The following is a 20,458-nucleotide window of genomic DNA, read 5'->3' as shown; positions in this document are numbered from 1 at the left end:
AAAGACAGTATCCGCGTGCGGTGAAAATCAAGATGAGCAGCTACCCACGGAAACGCCCTCGCCCGGTCCGTCGAGCACGCTCCCTCGGCCCCCTACGTCGCGTCCGTCCCTAAAGTGAACGGCATTGGTGTTAGACCTCCTTTCTAGGGAGTTGTGGTTTGGGGTGGTTGCGTTTGTCTTGTTGGGATTCCTGTGTTGTGGGGATGTTGTAGTTGGAGCTTGGTTTGATGGTTTCCTGTTTTGGTGAAGAGTTGTTTTTGGTTGCCCTTGGCGATTTAGGCTTGAGTCGCAGAACGCGGACTGTCCTCAGTTGATGGAGAAGAGGTTTTTGCAGACCAGTGATGGTAGTGTCCCCCCGGATGCTACGGAGTTGAACCTGCTCGTCACGCGGCGTGCGGCCCCGTAGGTTCTCGTCCATGTCCCGGCGCTTCTTCGAATTGCACGACGATGTCCAGGTCCCAGGACGGTGGCACCTGGATACGCTCGTTGATGACAAGGGCCGAGAGGTGCATGCGCCGGACCGGTTCCGACAGGGCACTCCGGTCCAGGTAGAGGGGCGCCTGGGCATCCCCGTCGAAGCACCAGGCGTGCCCTTGGACTTCACGGAGGCAGGGCTGCGCATCCCGGTCGTCCACGTCAGGGTCGCCGAGCTCTTCGCGGAGCTGGCACCCGCGGACGTTCAGTTCATCCCCGTGGATATCCAGGGGCACGCCGACCACTACCTGCTGCTGGTCGCCACGCGTCTCATCCGTTGCATCGACGAGAAGGCCTCTCGCATCCGGCTTTGGACCCACGAGGACGGAGTGCCCGAGAAGGTGGGGCACTACGCTTCCGTGAGAGACCTGCGCATCGACAAGTCGAAGGTGGGAACCGCCAGGGTGTTCAGACCCGAGGGCTGGACGGGCGCCCTCATCGTCTCGGAGCAACTCAAGCTCGCGCTGGATCGCATGAAGGCCACGGGGGTGAAGTTCACGGAGGTCTAGCGACCTCCCAAACGAAACGGCGGCGACCTCCGCGTGGGAAGTCGCCGCCGTCGGCACTGCTCAACCGTGAATCACTCCACCCAGTGCTGGACCGTCAGGATGCGGAAGTCCGACGCGGTGTCGACGAAGAAGTGCACCTGCACGCCCGCCCACGGGCCGTTCTCGTAGTGCATGTGGCAGCCCTTGAACGTGCGGCCCGCGGTGCGCGCGGCCAGGTCTGCCTTGCCGTCCGTGACGATGTCGGCGTCAATCGCGTTGTACCGGTTCGCCGTGCTCACCGCGCTGTGGACGTAGTTGCGCACTTCCGTCGCGTCCGCCAGGTAGCCCCGGTCCTCGAACTGTCCCGAGCGGCCCGTCAGGTCGATGCCGAAGCAGTCCGCCGAGGCGAGCCGGTCCGTGCCGTAGGCCCCGTCCAGGATGGTCTCGATGTTGAACCCTGTGCTCATCTTCACCTCCCACTCGTCCTCCGGCAGCGCGTTCACCGCGGACACCAGCATCTCCAGCGAGTAGCCGATGGTGGCCGCGTTGCGCAGGTTGCGCAGGCTCACCGAGCCGATGCCGAACGCATTCGAGATGCCCAGCACGCTCGTGAACGGACGCAGGTTGATGAGGCTCGTCGCCCCGTTCCACGCATAGGGCAGCACGGCGTAGAGCGTGTTCGGGCTCGCCGTGTTCACCAGCGTGACGATGGCCGCGGCGTCATCCTGCGACAGCGCCAGCTCGTCGTAGATGCCCAGGCAGCTCTGGTCGATGTACTCCTCGGCGCGCGCGCCGTGCTCCAACTGCTTCAGCCGCACCGGGCCCATCTCCGAGACACCGGAGAGCCGCGCCAGCGTCGTGAAGGGCGCCACCGTGCGAGCCGCGATGATGTTGTTGGCCGCGTCGCTGGGCAGATACCGGTCCAGCTTGAAGAAGCTCGCCGTGTTCGCGAACTGCAGGATGCCTTCACACTCCGGCGCCACGTCGACGTCCGTCGTGGTGAGCGGCGCCTGCTCGTTCTGGACTGTGTCGGCCGGCGCGGAAGGCTCGGCCGGCGGAGCGGATTCGGTGGGACCACAGCCAACCAGCAGACTCATGGAGAGAAGGGCTGAGCCGAGACGACGCATCGAGGACACCCATGGGGACAGCGAGGGAGGTGCTCCCTTACCCAGGCCCTCGGGTAGCAGGCAATCCGTGAGACAGATGAAATTTTGTGATGACAAGAAAAGTGTCACCAGCGCGCGACTCCGGCCCGGTGGATGACACCGAATCGTGACGTGCGGTGGGTTTCTGGACCTCCGGGTGGGAGTCGGGCATGCCGGAGGGCTCCACCTCGGGGATTCGCTCTGGCGGCCCCACCCGGCGAAGGAAGTGCATGCGAGCCTGTCCGTGCTGCCTGGAGACGCTGACGCCAGGTCTGCTGGGCTTCGGGAGCCGGCGCCTCGCGGGCCACTGCGAGGCGTGTGGCGACGCCGTCTGCCAGTCGTGCCTGAGCGTCGAGTCGCTCGCGGCGGCGGTGTTCCAGAAGCGCGCGGGCGCCTCCGAGGCGGGGCCCAGGAAGGTGAAGGGGCGGGTGTGCCGCTCGTGCCTGTGGGAGGCGCTGGTGGAGGAGGGGCGCACACCTTCCTTCGCCGCCCCTCGCGGGCAACGTGAGCGCGCGCGCCGCGCCGCCCGGGAGACCTGTGCGCATGCCGAGGTGAAGGCCGGCATGGGTTTCTGCCCCACCTGCGGCGACGAGGTGGTCTGGAAGAGCGAGCACGGCAACCCCGCGTGCGAGGCCTGCGGCGCGCCGTCCCATCGGTTCTTCAACTGCTGCTGGAACTGCGGGGAGTCGTTCGATGAGCAGAACGTCCCCCAGTCCGTCGCCCGCGGATACCGGCTCGACTTCGACTGTGACGCGGAGGACTGCGCGGGGAAGCTCGCGTGGCTGATGCCGTTCTGTCCGTGGTGCGGCGAGGAGAAGCACTGGGAGCATCCCGGGGCGCTGGAGTGCGAGGCCTGCGAGGTCCAGGTGGACCGTGGCTGGGCGTTCTGCGTGCGGTGTGGCGAGGAGGCTCCGCTCCCCGACGCATGTCCCCGGTGTGGCGTGGGCCTGGATGAAGCCGCCTCCGCCGCGCGCTGCGAGCAGTGTCAGCACGTGGTGTGCGGTGAGTGCTGTGACGTCGTCGTCACCGCGTCCGGGGACGAGCCGCGGGAGCGGCTGTTGTGCTCGACGTGTGGCGAGGGCGCCGAGCCCGTGGCCGACACGCGCGCCGGCGAGGAACCCGAACCGGAGCCCTCCGAGGCGGAGGAGGACGAGGACTCCGAGGAGGAGGAAGCGGAGGCTTCCGAGGAGCCCAGGCGTGAGCAGGAGCCCGCGCCGCGGCCCCAGGCCCCACCTCCGTCACCGTGGGAGGTGCTGGGCGTCGTCCGAGGCGCGCCGCTGGCGGACGTGAAGCGCGCCTATCTCGCGCTCGTCGCCCAATACCACCCCGACAAGGTGGCGCAGCTCGGACCGAAGCTCCAGGCGCTGGCGCAAGAGGAGACGCGCCGCATCATCGAGGCGTGGGAGCACATCCGGAAGCACTCGCGCCCCAGCGGTTGACGGTCGCGCTCGCCCGCGCGGTGTTTCAGCGCGAACGCCAGCCCGACATGTGAGGGGCTCGAGCCGCGTGGCCCTGGGCGTGGTGTGCACCGCACGCATGGAGAGGAGGCAGGCGGGCTGGAGCCTCGTGTCTTGGCGGCCCCATGCACCATGTCCAACCTGTCGCCCGGGTGTGTTTCGGGAGGGAGACACCGTGGCTGACTGGCGTGGCTTTGGCGCATGGCTCGTGTTGTGTCTGGGGATGGCCGGCTGTGATGGAGATGATTCATCGCCTCCCGTGGCCTCTTGTGAGGCCACCGCCTCCTGCGAGCCGGCTCCGGGAGTCCCTCCCGACGCGGGCACTCCGGATGCGGGCGTACCAGACGCGGGGACTCCGGACGGCGGAGGTGCTCCCGACGGAGGCGGTGCTCCCGGAGACTCGGACGGCGGCACCGTCCCACCCGAGGACGGAGGCACCGCGCCGCAGCCCGGCACACCCGGCAAGACACTCTGGCTGAACCATGAGCGCCAACCCCTCCACGACATGGCCGCGAGCGTCGGCACCACCTGGGATGGGTCGTCCATCTACACGGCCTCCGTCCAGGGGTCGTCGACCTCGTTCGGGCGCGCCGACGGCGCCTCGTCCCATCTCGAGCTGACGCGCTACACGCCCCATGGCGCCCGCGTGTGGACGCGCTCCTTCGCGCTGCATCCTTTTGATGGCGAAGCTCCGATGGACGTCTCGGGGACGGTCGCCATGAGCGTGTCGTCCACGGGCCGGCTCTATCTGATGACGGAGGTCCGCCATGGCACCGTGTCGATGGACACGCCGAGCCAGCCGCTCAGCGGCCTGGCCCTGTCCCGCTTCAACCCGGAGGGGCGCGGGGAGTGGTCCCTGCCGCTGCAGGGGCTCAACGAGGTGGGACTCGCGCTCGTGGCCAGCCGGGACGATGGGGCCTACGTGAGCGTGCGCGCCTCCCATCCGTACTCGGAGACGCTGCGGTGCGCTCCGACGGAGAACGCGCTCTATCGCATCAGCGCCTCGGGCACCGTCGTGTGGCGTCAGCGTGTCTCCGAGCCGGAGTGCGGCAACTACCGCGCGGAGGCGGTGAGCCTCGCGGTGCTGCCCGACGGCGGTGTGGCGCTGGGCGGCTCCTTCTTCGGCACCGTCCGCACGGCGAAGGGGACCTTCACCGCCCTGGGCCAGTCTCCCTTCCTGGCCACGTTCTCCCGGGAGGGACAGCTGACCTGGTTCAACGCCTTTCCCCGCGCCAACGGCTGGGTGACGAGCATCGGCACCACCGCGAAGGGCACGCTGGTCGCGGCGGGGAGCATGGAGGCCGGCGAGCTGCGCTGGGGCTCGCAGACGCTGCGCGACAGGCTCGCGTTCCTCCTGGTGGCGGAGGCCGCGGGCACACCGCGCTGGGTGAGGAGCCTGGGCCGCTCGGAGAAGGTCGTCATCGCCGTGGAGCCCGCCGGACGCGTGGTGGCGAGCGGCCTGTCGCGCGACTTCCCGCACCCCGCGCCGGGCGCGAGCGACCCCGCGCAGAACCCGCAGCTCTTCGCGCGCCGCTTCAACCTGGAGGGCCGCGAGCTGTGGAACCGCTTCTTCCTGCGCTCCGGAGGTCCGTCCAACCTCTTCTCCGAGCAGGTGGTGAGCGCCGTGCCCTCCGGCGAGGGGAACGGCGGCACGCTGCTGTTCGGCCACTTCTCCCACACCGAGGACTTCGGGACGGGCTCCGTCGTCCCCGACGCCACCGACACCTTCCTGCTCAAGCTGGGACCCGGCGACGCGTTCTGACCCGGACTCGGAGCCCTGGTGCTTTTGTTGGCGGCCTGCCAATAATCCGGGGCATGACGCTTCCGGTCCGTGCCGCGGTGCTGCGGGAAGTGAATGCGCCCTTCGTCCTGGAGGAGGTGGAGCTGGACGCGCCCCGCCAGGGGGAGCTCCAGGTCCGGGTGCACGCCAGTGGCATCTGTCACACGGACTTGAGCTACCGGGCGGGGCAGGGGCGCTTCGCGTTCCCCGCGGTGCTGGGCCACGAGGGCGCGGGGGTGGTGGAGTCGGTGGGTGCGGGTGTCACGGGCTTCGAGCCGGGGGACGCGGTGGTGCTCAGCTACTACTCCTGCCGCGCGTGTGGCACCTGCGCGCGCGGACAGCCCGCGTACTGTGAGCAGGGCTACGCGGGGAACTTCTCGGGGGCGCGGCCGGACGGCACGTACCCGATGCGCTGGCGCGGCGAGCCCATCCGCTCGGGCTTCTTCCACCAGTCGTCCTTCGCCACGCACGTGCTGGCGCACCAGCACAACGCGGTGAAGGTGGCGAAGGGCGCGCCGCTGGAGCTGCTGGCGCCCCTGGGCTGCGGCTTCCAGACGGGCGCGGGCGCGGTGCTGGAGTCGTTCCGGCTGCAGCCCGGACAGCGCCTGGCCGTCTTCGGCGTGGGCGCGGTGGGGCTGGCGGCGGTGATGGCGGCGCGCGTGGCGGGCGCGGCGAGCATCTTCGCGGTGGACCTGGATGCCCGGCGGCTGGAGCTGGCGCGGGAGCTGGGCGCCACCGACACCTTCCTCGCGGACGAGCCGGAGCTGACGCGCACGGTGCTCAAGAAGACGCGGGGCGGGGTGGACTTCGCGCTGGAGTGCGTCGGCTCTCCGAAGGTGCTGCGACAGGCGTTCGATGTGACGCGCCCGCTGGGGACGTGCGGGTTGCTCGGCCTGCCAGGCGCGGACGCACAGGTCTCCATCCCGATGACGGCGCTGCTGTTCGGCAAGCGGCTGGTGGGGATGCTCGAGGGCGACGCCGACCCGAAGCGCTTCATCCCCCGCCTGGTGTCGCTGCATGCGGAGGGGCGCTTCCCGCTGGAGAAGCTCAGCCGCTCGTACGACTTCGAGGCCATCAACGACGCGGTCCACGACATGGAGTCGCGCACGGCCATCAAGCCCGTGCTGCGCATGCACACAGGAGCGACACGATGAGCTTCGACGAGGTGGTGAAGGCGGGGACGCTGAGCCAGGCGGAGGCGCTCGCGCTGTTCGACCGCCTGGCGCCGGTGGAGCTCGCGTCCCTGGTGGGCACGTGGAAGGGCAGTGAGCTGCGCACCGGACACCCGATGGACGGGATGCTGGGCGCCACGGGCTGGTACGGCAAGCAGTTCCTCGACGCCGAGAGCGTGCACCCGCTGCTGTTCTACACGGAGGACCGCGCGGCGGTGTTCCCGGTGGACCCGCGGAAGTGGCCGTCACCCACGATTCGAGGCCCCGTGGGGCCGCATCGCGCCGACGTGGAGACGTCGAAGTTCAAGGCGCGCCTGCGCAAGGTGGAGTACCGGGGCCAGCTCAGCGCGACGATGATCTACGACGACTGGCCCACGCTCGACGTGTTCCGGAAGGCCGACGAGAACACGCTCCTGGGTCTCATGGACGCGCGCGGCATGCCGTCGCCGTACTTCTTCTTGCTGCGGCGGGACGCGAACGCGCCGGCGCTCAAGTAGGGGGCACGGCCAGCACGAAGCGCGCGTAGCCCAGCTCCGCCGCGTTCTTCATCAGCTCCACGTTGGCCCAGGCGACGATGTCGCCGAAGGGCTTGCCCGTGAGCGGCCAGCGCGTGCGCGCGCTCGACTGCAGGTCCTCGTCGGTGAGGCGGTTGATGGCCTCGCGCCACGCGTCGTGCAGCCCGACAATCCACGCGCGCACCGCGTCCGCGGAGCCGGGCCAGACGACGGCCTCCCGCGTCAGGGTGCCGTCGCCGAACGAGTGGTTGTGCACCATGGACCACCAGAAGCCCAGGTGCCACGTCAGCCAGGCCACACTCGCGGGGCCCAGGTCATAGCCCTCGTGCTCGGGCCATTGGGCGCGCCAGTGTCCCTGCGCGTCCTGCGTCACGTGCAGGCCCACCGACGCGGGGCGCCGCAGGCAGTCCTCCGTGGTGAGCCCTTCCAGGTGGTAGCGGGTGAGGGCCCACGCGAGGTCGAGCTGGCCCAGGAGCGTGTCTCGGACGGGGTTCGCCATGGGGCGCGACCCTAGGGGGCTTTGCCGGGGCCGTCCATGCCAGGGGGCCCAGGTCAGGACGCGGCGCGCCCGCGCGTGCGTGCCCAGCCCAGGAGGCAGCCGAGGATGGGTTGGAAAGCCGTCGCAGGGCGCCAGGCCGGGCCCGAGGTTAGACTCTCCGCAATGAACTCCAGCGCATCCGGTCGTTCGTCCGTCGTCGTGGCGGAGCTGGGGCCCACGAACACTGGAAAGACCCACCGGGCCATCGAGCGGATGCTCGAGCACGACACGGGCATGATGGGGCTGCCGCTGCGCCTGCTCGCCCGCGAGGTCTACGACCGGGTGACCGCCCGGGTGGGCGAGGGGCGCGTGGCGCTGATGACGGGCGAGGAGAAGCGCCTGCCGCCGCGCCCCGACTACTGGATCTGCACGGTGGAGGCGATGCCGCTGGACCGCGCCGTCGACTTCCTGGCGGTGGACGAAATCCAGCTCGCCGCGCATTGCGAGCGGGGACATGTCTTCACGGACCGGCTGCTCCACGCGCGAGGCCGCAAGGAGACGTGGTTTCTGGGCGCGGAGACGATGCGGCCGATGGTGCAGTCGCTCATCCCGCACGTCTCGCTCAAGCGGGCCACGCGCCTGTCCCAGCTTCGCTACGCGGGCCGGCGCTCGTTGAAGAGCCTGCCGCCGCGCTCCGCGGTGGTCGCGTTCTCCGCGGACCGCGTCTATGAGCTGGCCGAGGCGCTGCGCCGGCTGCGCGGTGGGGTGGCCGTGGTGCTGGGCGCGCTGTCGCCCCGGACGCGCAACGCCCAGGTGGCGATGTACCAGTCCGGGGAGGTGCAGTACCTGGTGGCGACGGATGCCATCGGCATGGGGCTGAACCTGGACCTGGGCCACGTGGCCTTCGCCTCGCTCTCCAAGTTCGACGGCGCCGAGCAGCGGGAGCTGTTCCCGGACGAGCTGGCGCAGATCGCCGGCCGCGCGGGACGCCACCTGAACGACGGGACGTTCGGCACGCTGAACACGCTGGAGGAGCTGCCGCCCCGGGTCGTCACCGCCATCGAGACGCACCGCTTCCCCGCGGTGCGCAGCCTCATCTGGCGCAACGCGGAGCTCGACTTCGCGAGCCCCGAGTCGCTGCTGGATTCGCTGTCGCGGGCCCCGCGTCACAACGCCTTCGTGCGGGTGGAGCGCGCCGATGACTTCGATGCGCTGAAGGACCTCTCGCACATTCCGGCCGTCCGCGACGTCGTCGTGGATCGCGCGGGCGTGGAGCTGCTGTGGCAGGTCTGCCAGATACCCGACTTCCGCAAGGGGCTGTTCGGCCAGCACGTCAGCCTGTTGCGGGAGACGTTCCTCCAGCTCACCGCGGGGGACGGGGTGCTGGACGCGACGTGGCTGGCCAAGCAGGTGTCGCCGCTTGATGACGTCTCCGGGGACCTCCACACGCTGATGGACCGGCTGGCCGCCATCCGCATCTGGACGTACATCAGCCACCGCTCCAGCTGGCTGCGCGACGCGGAGCAGTGGCAGGAGCGCACGCGGCACATCGAGGACGCGCTGGGGGATGCGCTGCACGAGCGCCTGGTGGAGCGCTTCGTCCAGCGGGCCGCGCGCAGGAGCGCCCGGCGCTTCGTGCGGGCCTCCGCCACGCCCGCGCCGAGCTCGGACAATCCGTTCGCGAAGCTCGGCGCGCTGTTGGGCGAGACCGGCTCCGCGGAGGGGCTGATGACCGAGGAGCAGTTCGTGCAGCGCGTGGTGGACGCGACGCACGAGGTCTTCGAGGTGGATGCGTCCGGGAACATCTCCTTCGAGAGCCAGCCCCTGGGGCGGCTGGTGCGGGGGACGGATCGGCGCTCGCCGCAGGTGGCGCTCGCGGAGCCGGAGGTGTGGACGGGCGGCGCGAGGCGGCGATTGGAGCGGCGGCTCCATGCGCTGGCCCGCGACCTGGTCACCGAGGCGATGGGCGGGTTCCCGGCGGAGTCGCTCACCGGGGCGGGGCGCTCGCCGCCGACGCGTGGGCTGGCGTACCGGCTGGCCGAGGGTGTCGGGCTGATTACCGTGGGCGAGGCGCGCGAGCAGTGGGCGCTGCTGGACGAGGAGTCGCGCGAGCGGCTCAAGGCCGTGGGCGTGCGCGAGGGCCGCCGCTTCGTCTACGTGGCCGGCGCGCTCGCTCCGCAGGCGCTGGAGCGCAGGTGCATGCTGACGGCGCTGTTCCTCCAGAAGCCCGCGCCGCGTGGGGTGCCCCGTGAGCCCGTGCTCGACGCGGCCGGATGGAATGTGCGCGACGCGCGAGCCTTCGGCTACGAGCTGCTGGGGCCGGCGGCGCTGAGAATCGACCTGGTCGAGCGCCTGGGCGAGGCGCTGCGCCATCCTCGCGGTGCCGCCGAGGTGCAGGCGTTGACGCGCGAGCTGCGCCTGGAGGGCGGGACGCGTGCCCTGGTGCTGCGCGAGCTGGGGGGCGCGCCTCCGGGGACCGCGTCGAAGCGGCGGCGTCGCCGACGACGAGGGAAGGCGCCCTCGATGGCCCCGGACAAGGCGGGCACGCATGGCCCGTCCGCACACACGGGGACGCGCCCGGTCCCCCGTCGCGACGGCCCGGAGTCTCGCGGCGCACAGGGAACGCCCAAGTCGGACTGACGTCGGTGGTCCACCTCGCGGCGCGCGGGAGTCATCCGGGGCGGATGGACACCGGCGTGGTCGTCGCGGCTGCTCCGTGGGCCGACGTCGAGCCGCGTCATAGCGAACCGCGCCTACCCACTTCGTGAAGGACGCGTCGGGCCCGGATCTTGAAGACCGCACAGTCGTCGGGGGGCCGGGACACGCGGAAGGCTTGGACATGAAGGCAGTGGTCGCGGGAGCGTTGTTGCTGTCGACGGGCGCCTGGGCACAGGACGAGGCCCGTCTCACGGGGGCGGAGCTGGGCGTGGGCGTGGGCTACGCCCGAGGCAAGGACCTGGAAGGGGAGACGCATGGCGGGCCTGGCGTCCGGCTGCATCTGCTCAAGCACCTGGGGCGCTTCTTCTCCATCGGTCCGGAGCTCGCCGTGTACGCGAGGGCGGGCTCCCGGATGGACGTCACCTTCGATGGCTCGCAGCACCACTATGACCTGCGGAACCGGGCGCTCCTCCAGCTCGGAGGCGTGGCATGGCTGGGCGTGGACCTGGGCGGCGTCCGGCCCGCGGTGCTCTTCGGCGCGGGCTGGAACAAGGGCACCGTCAGCAACCTGGGCTACTCGGTGGGCGCGGAGCTGGAGTTCCGTCCCACGCCGTGGCTGCCGCTCGCCCTGGAGGGCCGGCTCCACAAGAACCTCCACAACTACACCTACGAGACCAACAGGAAGGCGGACTACCTCAACCTGGGCATCGGCTGGCGGCTGCTCTGGTGAGCCACGCATCGCGTGAGCGGCCCCGAATTCCGGGGGGCGGCTGACAGGCCTGTCGCGAACAACCTCCTCGCGCCGTGGCGGGATGACACGGGTGTCATCCCCACGTGCGGGCCCCGCTTCAGCGCGCCGTGCGCAGGGCGGGGAGCACGTGCTCCGCGAACGCGTCGATGAAGCGCTCCTGCCCGCGGTTGACGTTGTGCAGGTACAGGTGGCTGAAGCCGAGCTTCACGTCCTCGGCGAGCCAGTCGACGTGGCGCTGGAAACTGGAGGACACCCGCACGTGTCCCTCCAAATCCTTGGGCTGGACGGTGCGCGCCAGCTCCTGGAACTGCGCGGGCGAGCGCAGGTCCGTGAGCACGGAGCTGGCGAAGATGTTCGTCGCCCACTGCTCCATCGCGCCCTGGAGCGCGGCCTGCTCGTCCTCCGCCCAGGAGAGCTGCACCTTGAGGAACATCGGCTTGCCCTCGCCGCCACCCCGGTGGAAGGCCTTCACCATCTTCCGCAGCTCGTCCGGGGGCTTGCTCACGGTGATGAGCGCGTCCGCCCAGCCGCCCACCCATTCGGCGGTCTGGGGCGTTATCGCCGCGCCCACCAGCAGGGGCGCCTGCTGGGGCCTCGAGTAGAGCTTCGCCTCCTCCACGCGCACGAGGCCCCGGTGCGTCACCGTCTCCCCCCGGAAGAGCGCGCGCATGATGTCCACGCACTCGCGCAGGCGCGCGTTGCGCAGGTCCTTCGGGGGCCAGGGCTCCCCGGTGATGCCCTCGTTGACGAACTGCCCGCTGCCCAGGGCGGCCCAGGCGCGGCCCGGGAACATCTCCGCGAGCGTGCCCAGGGCTTGCGCGATGAGGGCCGGGTGATAACGCTGTCCGGGAGCGTTCACGACGCCCAGACTGGACAGCCGCGTGGTGGCGAGCGCCGCGCCCATCCAGCTCCACGCGAAGCCGCTGTGTCCCTGCGCCTCGCTCCAGGGGTGGAAGTGGTCGGAGTTGAGCGCGGCCGTGAAGCCCGCGGCGTCGGCCCGGCGCACCAGGCGCAACAACTCACTGGGAGCAAACTGCTCATGGGAGGCGTGATAACCGAGCGTGAGCATGCGCACGCACGTTGGTGCCGCCCGCGCGCCGTCGCGAGCCCCTCGTGTTCATGACTGTGTGCTGTCGCACGCATGACGCCCCCCCGGGTGCGTCCTTCGTCCAGCATCTCCACCTTCGCCTCAGGGGAGACGGATGATTCAGGACCTCTGGTACAAGAACGCGGTCATCTACTGCCTGGACGTCGAGACGTTCATGGACGGCAACGGCGATGGTGTGGGCGACTTCGGCGGGCTCCAGCGCCGGCTCGACTACCTGGCGGGCCTGGGCGTGACGTGCCTGTGGTTGACGCCCTTCCACCCTTCGCCCAATCGCGACAACGGGTATGACATCACGGACCACTACGGCGTGGACCCGAGGCTGGGGAGCCTGGGGGACTTCGTGGAGTTCACCCACCAGGCGAAGCAGCGCGGCCTGCGCGTCATCATCGACCTGGTCCTCAACCACACGAGCGACAAGCACCCGTGGTTCCAGGCCGCGAGCAAGGACCGGGACAGCCGCTTCCACGACTTCTACGTGTGGTCCGACAAGAAGCCGAAGGACGCGCACAAGGGCATGGTGTTCCCGGGCTCGCAGCACACGACGTGGACGTACGCGCCCGGCGCGAAGCGCTGGTACTTCCACCGCTTCTTCCCCTTCCAGCCCGAGCTGAACATCACCCACCCCGCGGTGCGCGAGGAGCTGCTCAAGGTGATGGGGTACTGGCTGCAGCTGGGCGTGTCCGGCTTCCGGGTGGACGCGGTGCCCTTCCTGGTGGAGCTCAAGGGCATGCGCAACCACGGCATCGAGGACCCGTACGAGCTGCTGGACCGGATGCGCGAGTTCCTCTCCTGGAGGAGCGGGGACGCCATCCTCCTGGCCGAGGCCAACGTCACCATGGACGAGGTGATGAACTTCTTCGGCAAGGACGGAGACCGGATGCAGATGGTCTTCAACTTCGCCGCGAACCAGAGCTACTTCCTGTCGCTGGTGACGGAGGACGCGACGCCGCTCGTGGAGTCGCTGCGCTCGGCGCCCAGGCTGCCGCACCTGGCGCAGTGGGCGAACTTCCTGCGCAACCATGACGAGCTGGACCTGGGGCGCCTGCCCGCGAAGGCTCGCAAGCGCGTCTTCGCGGAGCTGGGCCCGGAGCCGAGGATGCAGCTGTACGAGCGCGGCCTGCGGCGGCGGCTCGCGCCCATGCTGGCGGGGGACAGGCGGCGGCTGGACGTGTCGTTCAGCCTGATGCTGTCGCTGCCGGGGACGCCGGTGCTCTGGTACGGCGACGAGCTGGGCATGGGCGAGGACCTGTCGCTGCACGAGCGCCAGAGCGTGCGCACGCCGATGCAATGGGCCGACGAGCCGCACGGTGGCTTCACGCGCGCCGAGGAGCCCTTCCGTCCCGTGGTGGAGCGGGCGCCCCATGGCTACCGGCAGGTGAACGTCGAGCACCAGCGCAGGGACCCGGGCTCGCTGCTCAACTGGATGGAGCGCATGGTGCGCATGCGCAAGGAATGTCCGGAGCTGGGGTGGGGCGCGTGGCGGTTGTTGAGCGTGAGGAACAAGAACGTGCTCGCGCTGCGGTACGACTGGAAGGGCGAGACGCTGGTGACGCTGCACAACCTGTCGGGCAAGGCTTGCGAGGTGAGCTTCTCACCGGGCGGGCCTCCGGCGCGGCTCGTCCACCTGCTCTCGGAGGACCACTCGTCGCCCGGCAAGACGGGACGCCACCGTGTGACGCTGGAGGGGTACGGTTACCGGTGGTACCGGATGGAGCAGCGCCTCGCGCCGCCCGCCACGGATTGAGGCCGGGACAGGCGTCGTCCCCGCGAGCCGCCGGGGTAAGGTGGCCGCATGCGTGGTGCTTCGACGGTGGGGACGAGGATTCTCGCGGGAGTGGGTGTCCTGGGCGCGGTGGGGTTCCTCCTGTGCCTGGACACGGGCCCGGTCGAGGTCCGGCTGGTGACCAAGTCGCTGCCGATGCTCTGCCTGCTGCTGTGGCTGTGGCCGCCCCGGGAGCGCCAGGCGCGACTGATTTTCGTGGGGCTGGGGTTGTCGCTGCTGGGCGACGTGCTGCTGGACGCGAGCAAGGCGCTGTTCCTGCCGGGGCTGGGAGCGTTCCTGCTGGCCCATGTGAGCTACACGGCCGCGTACCTCTGCGTGACGCGTGCGCCGCGGTGGGGGAGGGCGCTGCCGTTCCTGGTGCTGGCGGTGGGGGCCAGCGTCGTGCTGGGCCCCCACCTGGGCGCCATGGCCGGGCCGGTGACGGCCTACGTCGTGGTCATCTGCACGATGACCTGGCGCGCGGCGGCGCTGCTGGGCGCGTCCGGACTGACGCGACGGGAGCAGGGGTCCGCGTTCGCGGGGGCGCTGCTGTTCGCCATCAGCGACGGGGTGCTCGCGGTGAAGCTCTTCGTGACGCCGGTGACGGGAGGCAGCTACGTCGTGATGCTGACGTACTGGGCCGCGCAGCTGTGCATCGCCTGTTCCGCGCGGCGCCCGCGTGCCGAGGAGGCCGCGGACGCGCGGATGGCGACGGCGTGAGCCAGGGCTACTGCGCCTCCATCAACAGGAAGCTGAAGTCCGCGGAGCCGTCACCGCTGGCCTTGGGGGCCTGGCCATGGCAGCCCAGGCAGCTCGCGGTGGATTGGATATACGTCTCCATCGTGGTGTTGGCGAGCACGGGCGGAGTGCCCTGCGGCGCGCCTCCGGTGGCCCACTGGGTGCTGATGAGCTGGTAGTTCTCCCAGACGGAGCCCTTGAGCAGCGCGCGGTAGTACGCATTGAGGCCGGGGTCTGCCTGGATGGGCGTGGTGCGCGTCACCTGGACCGGGGCGTTGAGCGGCCCGCCGTCGGGCGCGAGCTCCGTGTAGGGCTCCTTCGCCGTCTGGGTATTGGGCGTGCAGTTCCCCGTGCAGTGCGGGTTGAAGAACGAGGACGTCGTGTTGTCCACGTGCTCGAAGGTGGACCAGAACCAGGTCTGCTGCGTGTCCGTCTTGTGGATGATGTGCAGGCCGACCAGGCCCACGGTGACGGGGTTGGCGCCGGGGCTCGGGTCTCCGGCGTCATCGTTGAAGACCCAGGCCTGACGCATGAAGAAGCGCTTGCCGGAGATCTCCTGCGCGGAGAGCACCTTCCACGATGCCTTCACCTCCATGGCGCCCACCGGGCCGCACGGCTTGCCATTGCACGGCCCCGGACTCTGGTTGGCGCCGGTGGGGAAGGAGATGGTGACGCCCTTCTGTCCGGCTGCGTTCCAGAGGTTGTTGGTGATGAGGTAGTTGTACTCGTCCTGGTTGAGGCGCTTCTCGTAGCGCACGAAGCGCCCGTTCTGGTCCGTCAGCGGACCCCCGACGGCCTGCTCGATGTCCGGGAGCTTCTCTCCGATGGCGTCCGAGGCCTTGGAGGTGCTGAGCAGCAGCTTGTGCACGCCGGTGTTCAGCGCCTGGAGGCGCCCGGTCTCCAGCAGCTTCGTGCGCTGACGCAGCTTCGTCTCGAAGGCCGCGGGCGTGTTGAAGCTGCACCACGCGCCGGGCTTGCTCCCCGGTGGCACGAACATGTCCAGGTCATCCGGGTAGGTCTCCCAGACCGTGGGCCCCTGGCCACTGAGGATGCTGCTCTGGGTATTGGCCGTGCACGAGGAGGGATTCGCGGGCCAGTTGAGCGCGATGAAGGTGTTCCACGAATACACATCCACGTCGGACTGGAACTCACCGAAGCGCGGACACGCGTTGGCGGGGACGACGGCGAGCGCGGGGGTGATGGCCGTGGCGCACGTCGAGCCGGGACAGGTGGGGTCCGGGTTGCAGGCCTGGGGCAGCGGCGGAGCATCCGTGGACCCGATGGGACCCGGATTGGGGGAGGAGGTCGCACAGGCGATGATGGCCGCAGAGGCCAGCACACCGCCCACCAGCAGCTTCCCAGCGAAGGCAGACACGACGCGCATGAATCACCTCGGGGTGTGAGGAGACGAAGGCGCGCGAGGCTATTGCAAGGCAGGGGCCCGGGGAGGGGAGAGGTGCCAACCTCCCGGAAGAGGTGGGCCCCGCCACATCCCCTGGGCCTCGGGCGTTGCTTCGAGACGCGCTTGCGTCGAACGATGACGCGCGCGGGTGGGCAACGAGTTCAACCAGACCCAGGGGAAACCCCAGGGTCAGAACAGGAAGTCCGTCGTCAGGAAGTCCGACTCGCGCCGGGTGAGGATGGATTGCACCAGGTGCGTGTTGGCCGGCGTCGTCTTCGTGGCGACGAGCGTGCGGATGGAGAACACGCGCAGCGCGTCCGCGACGGACAGCGTGCCCTCGGCGGAGTCCTTGCGGCCGTTGAAGGGGAACGTGTCCGGCCCTCGCTGGCACTGGCAGTTGAGGTTGATGCGGCCCACCTGGTTCGAGAACGCGTCGATGAGCCGGCCGATGCGCGCCGGGTCCTGGCCGAACAGGCTGAGCTGCTGGCCGAACTGGGACTCCACCACGAGCTGGATGACCTCCTCGTCCCGGTCGAACACCATCACCGGCACCACCGGGCCGAACTGCTCCTCGCTCGACAGCCGCATGTCCCTGGTCACCGGGTACACCACCGCGGGCGCGAAGAACGAGTGCGACGACTGACCTCCGGTGGCGTTCACCACCCGCGCGCCCTTGGCCACGGCGTCGTCCACCAGGCCTTGCAGGTAGTCCGCCTTGCCGGGCTCCGGCAGGGGGGTGATGGCCACGCCCGGCTCCCACGGCATGCCGGGCTTGAGCGCGTCCACCGCGGCGGTGAGCTTCTTCAGGAACACCTCCGCGATGCTCCGGTGCACCACGAGCAGCTTGAGCGCCGTGCAGCGCTGGCCGTTGAAGGAGAGCGCGCCGATGATGCACTCCTTCACCGCGTTATCCAGGTCCGCATCCTCCAGGATGATGGCCGGGTTCTTCGCGTCCAGCCCGAGCACCGACTTGAGCCGGTGTGGCCGGGGATGCATCCGCTTCAGCTCGCTGGCGCCCCGGTGGGTGCCGATGAAGGCGAACAGGTCCACCTGCCCGCTCTCCATCAGCGCGCCCACCGTCTCGCGGCCCTTGCCGTAGATGATGTTGATGACGCCCGGAGGGAAGCAGTCGCGGAACGCCTCCAGCAGCGGCCGGATGAGCAGCACGCCGAACTTCGCCGGCTTGAAGACCACCGTGTTGCCCATCAGCAGCGCGGGGAACAGCGTGCTGAAGGTCTCGTTGAGCGGGTAGTTGTACGGCCCCATGCACAGCGCCACCCCCATGGGGGCCCGGCGAATCTGCGCCATGATGCCCTGGTCCTGCACGAAGCGGGACGAGGTGCGGTCCAGCTCCTTCAGCGCGCGCACCGTCTCCACGATGAGGTCGACGGTGCGGTCGAACTCCTTCTCCGAGTCCGGCTGCGTCTTGCCAATCTCCCACATCAACAGGTTGACCACCGTGGCGCGCTGGGCGCGCATGGCCACGAGGAAGCGCTCCACCGCGTCGATGCGCTCCGCCACCTTCATCGTCGGCCAGACGCCCCGGCCCGAGTCGTACGCCTTCACCGCCGCGGCGAGCGCGGCGAGCGACTCTTTCGAGGTGAGCTGCGGCGTGGCCCCGAGCACGCGCTGCTGGAGCCCCTCGGGCGTGCGGAGGAAGACGGGGCTGCGCACGGGGCTGAGGTCCCCCTCCCAGGTCCTCAGCTCGCCACCCACCAGGTACTCCCGCTGCTCGAGATAGGGCGGGAGCCGCACGCTGGAGGGGAGCTGCGCTTCGGTCGGGAAGAGGTCGGCGAGTGGCGTCATGGCGGCCTTCTTAACGAGGCGCCTCTCTCCTGGCACCTCTTCCCGTGAAGGGTTGGACGCAGGAACCGGCAGTGGGACCGGCCAGTCGGCCCACCCGGGAGGAGTACCTCGCCGCCCATGCGCGGAGTCGTGACGAGCCCCACCGTCAAACCGGGAGGCAGACGCGACGTGGGGGCGCGTGAGCGGAGCGAGGGGCTGCCCGGGGCGTCACCGTCCGCGTCCGTCGGCCGGAAAGGAGCCGAGCCTTGGCGCTCGAGGAGGATGTCTCCCCCTCGTGGGGAGGCTTGCTGGCGCGGTGGGGGCCCGTCCTGCGGACGCGCCAGGGGCTTCGACGCGAGCGAGCCGGGCTCGTCCAGAGCGGGCTCGAGGAGGTGCTGCCGGTGCTCCTGGAGGCGCTCGCCCGGGCGCTCCAGGAGGAGGCTCTTCCTCCCTCGTCCGAGGTGCTCCGGGACCTGCGCGTCGGACAGGCGGAGCGCTGGCATGCCCGCCCGGGCCTGGAGGCCCGCGGGGTCGTCCAGGAGTACGGCCTGCTCCACGACTGCCTGCTGGAGCTGATGGAGGAGGCGGGCGTGACGGCCACGCCGCGACAGCTGCGCATCCTGGCCGCGGTCTTCCGCGAGGCGAGCACGGACGCGGTGGGGCGCCTGTCTACGAGCACGGAGGCCTCGAGGAGCGAGGGGTGGCTGCAGGCCATCATCGACCACGCGCCTCCGGTCATCTTCGCCAAGGACGCGCAAGGGCGCTTCGTGCTGGTCAACCGGAGCTTCGAGGAGGCGCTGGGGAGGTCTCGCGCCAGCGTGCTCGGCAAGACGGACTTCGACCTGTTCCCCGCCGCCGTGGCGCGGCGCAACCGGGAGCACGACGAGCGGGTGCGACAGTCGCTCCGGCCCGTGACGGAGGATGAGCACATCCCTGGCGTCCAGGGCGTGCGCACCTGGTTCGCGATGAAGTTCCCGCTGCCCACCGTGGGCGCGGAGGGGCCCATCATCTGCGGCATCTCCACGGACATCACCGACGCGCACCGCACCCACCAGGCGCTGCGCGAGAGCGAGGAGCGCTTCCGCCTGTTGATGGACGCGGTGGAGGACTACGCCATCCTCCTGTTGGACCCGGAGGGCCGCGTGGTGAGCTGGAACGCGGGCGCCGAGCGGCTCACCGGATGGAAGGAGCAGGAGGTGCTCGGGCGGCACTACGCGCTCTTCGCGCCCGAGGAGCAGGTGACCCGGGGAGAGCCCCAGCGGCTGCTGCGCGAAGTGGCGGACGGAGGTCACTTCCGGGGCGAGCTGCGACGAAAGCGGCGGGACGGCTCGTGCTTCTGGGCGGACCTGGACATCGCCGCCGTGCGCGACGAGGCGGGACGGCTGCGCGGGTTCGCGAACGTGGCGCGCGACATCACCGCGAAGAAGCAGAGCGAGATGGCCAGGGACTTCCTGCTGGAGGCGGGGCGGGTGCTCGCGGGCTCGTTGGACCTGGAGACCACGCTGGGCGCCTTCGCGGGCCTGGTCGTGGAGCATGTCTCCGACTACTGCGTGGTGGACCTGCTGGAGGCGAGCGGCCAACTGGTCCGACAGGAGGCGGCGGCGAGGGCGCCCGAGCGGCAGGACCTCATCCGAAAGCTCCTGGCATTCGCGCCCCGGACGGAGGAGGACGGCCCGCTGGCGCGAGCGCTGGCGTTGGCGCAGCCCATCGTCGTGCAGGAGGTGACCTCCCGGTTTCTCGACTCGGTCTCCAGCGACGCGGCGCACCGCGAGGTGCTGGAGGCGCTGGGGCCGCGCTCCGCGGCGCTCGTGCCCGTGGTGTCACGCGGGCGCGCGCTCGGGCTCATCCACCTGGTGTGGACGCGGCCGCATGACTCGCTGGAGATGGAGGCGCTGGTGGAGCTGGCCCGGGGCGTGGCGGACCGCGCGGCGGTGGCCATCGAGAACGCGCGGCTGTACCGCGAGGTCCGGGACGCGGTGCGCGTGCGCGAGGACGTGGTGGCCATCGTCAGCCATGACCTGCGCAACCCCTTGCATGCCATCCAGCTGACGGCGACGTCGTTGTTGCGCAAGGGCACCCTGCCGGAGGGGGGCGTGAAGGGGCTGGAGCGCATCATGGAGGCGACGCAGCGGGCCTCGCGCTTGATTCGGGACCTGCTGGACTTCACCCAGGCGAGAGCGGGGGAGCGCATCCCCATCCGGCCGTGCGCCATGGACCTGCATGTGCTGGCGCGCAAGGTGGTGGACGAGGTGCTGCTCGCGCACCCGCGGCGCGACATCCAGGTGGAGTTCCAGGGGAATGGGAGGCTGGAGGCGGACGCGGACCGGCTGGCCCAGGTGGTCTCCAACCTGGTGGGCAACGCGCTCCAGCACAGCGCTCCGGACTCGTGTGTCCGCGTCCACCTGCGCGAGGCCGGGGACGGCGTGCTCCTGGAGGTCCACAACGTGGGGACACCCATTGCGTCCACGCTGCTGCCCACGCTGTTCGAGCCCTATCGCCGGGGGCCGGAGGCGCGCTCCGGCCAGGGCAGCATCGGCCTGGGGCTCTACATCTCCCGACAAATCGTGCTGGGACATGGAGGCAGCATCGAGGTGTCCTCCAACGAGTGCGGCACCTGCTTCAAGGTGTGGCTGCCGCGCCGCCGGGGGCCATGAGGCCGCGATGACTGGGATTGCCGCGTGCGACGCGGCCGACCTCAATCACACGCTTGGGTATTGGGCTTGCAGAAGCGCTCGCCCACGGACC

General features: G+C 70.2%; 15 protein-coding genes. 10 read left to right on the top strand and 5 right to left on the bottom strand.

What is annotated here, in order from left to right:
- Positions 1–416: 416 nt before the first annotated feature.
- The gene (locus tag FL311_RS14915) at positions 417–983 is read left to right on the top strand and encodes a DUF1629 domain-containing protein (RefSeq protein ID WP_141325815.1); all 567 of its coding nucleotides are present in this window, start codon (positions 417–419) and stop codon (positions 981–983) included.
- 71 nt (positions 984–1,054) lie between these two features.
- Here FL311_RS14915 and FL311_RS14910 read toward each other — a convergent pair whose 3' ends face one another.
- A complete protein-coding gene (locus FL311_RS14910) occupies positions 1,055–2,059 on the bottom strand; it encodes a hypothetical protein (RefSeq protein ID WP_228556880.1) in 1,005 nt (334 codons plus the stop codon).
- A 278-nt stretch (positions 2,060–2,337) separates the two neighbouring features.
- Here FL311_RS14910 and FL311_RS14905 point away from each other — a divergent pair, with 278 nt between their 5' ends.
- The 4 genes from FL311_RS14905 to FL311_RS14890 all read left to right on the top strand — a co-directional run bounded on the left by FL311_RS14905 (position 2,338) and on the right by FL311_RS14890 (position 7,013).
- A complete protein-coding gene (locus FL311_RS14905; protein ID WP_141325813.1) occupies positions 2,338–3,546 on the top strand; it encodes a DnaJ family molecular chaperone in 1,209 nt (402 codons plus the stop codon).
- Between the two features lie 193 nt (positions 3,547–3,739).
- Positions 3,740–5,326 carry a hypothetical protein gene (locus FL311_RS14900; protein WP_141325812.1) on the top strand — a complete coding sequence of 529 codons (1,587 nt, stop codon included), beginning with the start codon at positions 3,740–3,742 and terminating at the stop codon, positions 5,324–5,326.
- Between the two features lie 53 nt (positions 5,327–5,379).
- Complete coding sequence (locus FL311_RS14895) at positions 5,380–6,498, top strand: NAD(P)-dependent alcohol dehydrogenase (RefSeq protein WP_141325811.1); 1,119 nt, start codon at positions 5,380–5,382, stop codon at positions 6,496–6,498.
- Positions 6,495–7,013 (top strand): DUF4334 domain-containing protein, encoded by a 519-nt coding sequence (locus FL311_RS14890; RefSeq protein WP_141325810.1) that lies wholly within the window; start codon positions 6,495–6,497, stop codon positions 7,011–7,013. The genes FL311_RS14895 and FL311_RS14890 overlap by 4 nt, the downstream gene beginning before the upstream one ends.
- Here FL311_RS14890 and FL311_RS14885 read toward each other — a convergent pair.
- Positions 7,006–7,530 (bottom strand): DinB family protein, encoded by a 525-nt coding sequence (locus FL311_RS14885; RefSeq protein WP_141325809.1) that lies wholly within the window; start codon positions 7,528–7,530, stop codon positions 7,006–7,008. The genes FL311_RS14890 and FL311_RS14885 overlap by 8 nt on opposite strands.
- Before the next feature lie 162 nt (positions 7,531–7,692).
- Here FL311_RS14885 and FL311_RS14880 point away from each other — a divergent pair, with 162 nt between their 5' ends.
- Positions 7,693–10,149 (top strand): helicase-related protein, encoded by a 2,457-nt coding sequence (locus FL311_RS14880; RefSeq protein ID WP_141325808.1) that lies wholly within the window; start codon positions 7,693–7,695, stop codon positions 10,147–10,149.
- Positions 10,150–10,348: 199 nt separating this feature from the next.
- Entirely contained in the window at positions 10,349–10,897 is a 549-nt protein-coding gene (locus FL311_RS14875) for an outer membrane beta-barrel protein (RefSeq protein WP_141325807.1), read from the top strand.
- Positions 10,898–11,015: 118 nt separating this feature from the next.
- Here FL311_RS14875 and FL311_RS14870 read toward each other — a convergent pair whose 3' ends face one another.
- Positions 11,016–11,987, bottom strand: coding sequence for a TIGR03885 family FMN-dependent LLM class oxidoreductase (locus FL311_RS14870; protein WP_141325806.1), 972 nt, complete (start codon positions 11,985–11,987; stop codon positions 11,016–11,018).
- Positions 11,988–12,120: 133 nt separating this feature from the next.
- On the opposite strand from FL311_RS14870, the gene FL311_RS14865 reads away from it, so the two are divergent.
- Positions 12,121–13,770, top strand: coding sequence for an alpha-amylase family protein (locus FL311_RS14865; protein WP_141325805.1), 1,650 nt, complete (start codon positions 12,121–12,123; stop codon positions 13,768–13,770).
- A 48-nt stretch (positions 13,771–13,818) separates the two neighbouring features.
- Positions 13,819–14,508 carry a lysoplasmalogenase gene (locus FL311_RS14860; protein ID WP_141325804.1) on the top strand — a complete coding sequence of 230 codons (690 nt, stop codon included), beginning with the start codon at positions 13,819–13,821 and terminating at the stop codon, positions 14,506–14,508.
- A 7-nt stretch (positions 14,509–14,515) separates the two neighbouring features.
- Here FL311_RS14860 and FL311_RS14855 read toward each other — a convergent pair whose 3' ends face one another.
- Both FL311_RS14855 and FL311_RS14850 read right to left on the bottom strand, forming a co-directional pair.
- Positions 14,516–15,910 (bottom strand): hypothetical protein, encoded by a 1,395-nt coding sequence (locus FL311_RS14855; protein WP_141325803.1) that lies wholly within the window; start codon positions 15,908–15,910, stop codon positions 14,516–14,518.
- 207 nt (positions 15,911–16,117) lie between these two features.
- A complete protein-coding gene (locus FL311_RS14850; RefSeq protein WP_141325802.1) occupies positions 16,118–17,734 on the bottom strand; it encodes an NADP-dependent glyceraldehyde-3-phosphate dehydrogenase in 1,617 nt (538 codons plus the stop codon).
- A 245-nt stretch (positions 17,735–17,979) separates the two neighbouring features.
- On the opposite strand from FL311_RS14850, the gene FL311_RS14845 reads away from it, so the two are divergent.
- Positions 17,980–20,367: a PAS domain S-box protein gene (locus FL311_RS14845; RefSeq protein ID WP_141325801.1), complete on the top strand. Its 2,388-nt coding sequence runs from the start codon at positions 17,980–17,982 to the stop codon at positions 20,365–20,367.
- The last annotated feature ends 91 nt before the right edge of the window (positions 20,368–20,458 follow it).

Origin of the sequence: Myxococcus sp. AB025B (assembly GCF_006518215.1) — a bacterium.
Taxonomy (GTDB): domain Bacteria; phylum Myxococcota; class Myxococcia; order Myxococcales; family Myxococcaceae; genus Myxococcus; species Myxococcus fulvus.
Note: the sequence above shows the minus strand (reverse complement) of the source record. Positions and strands in the feature narration are given on the sequence as shown.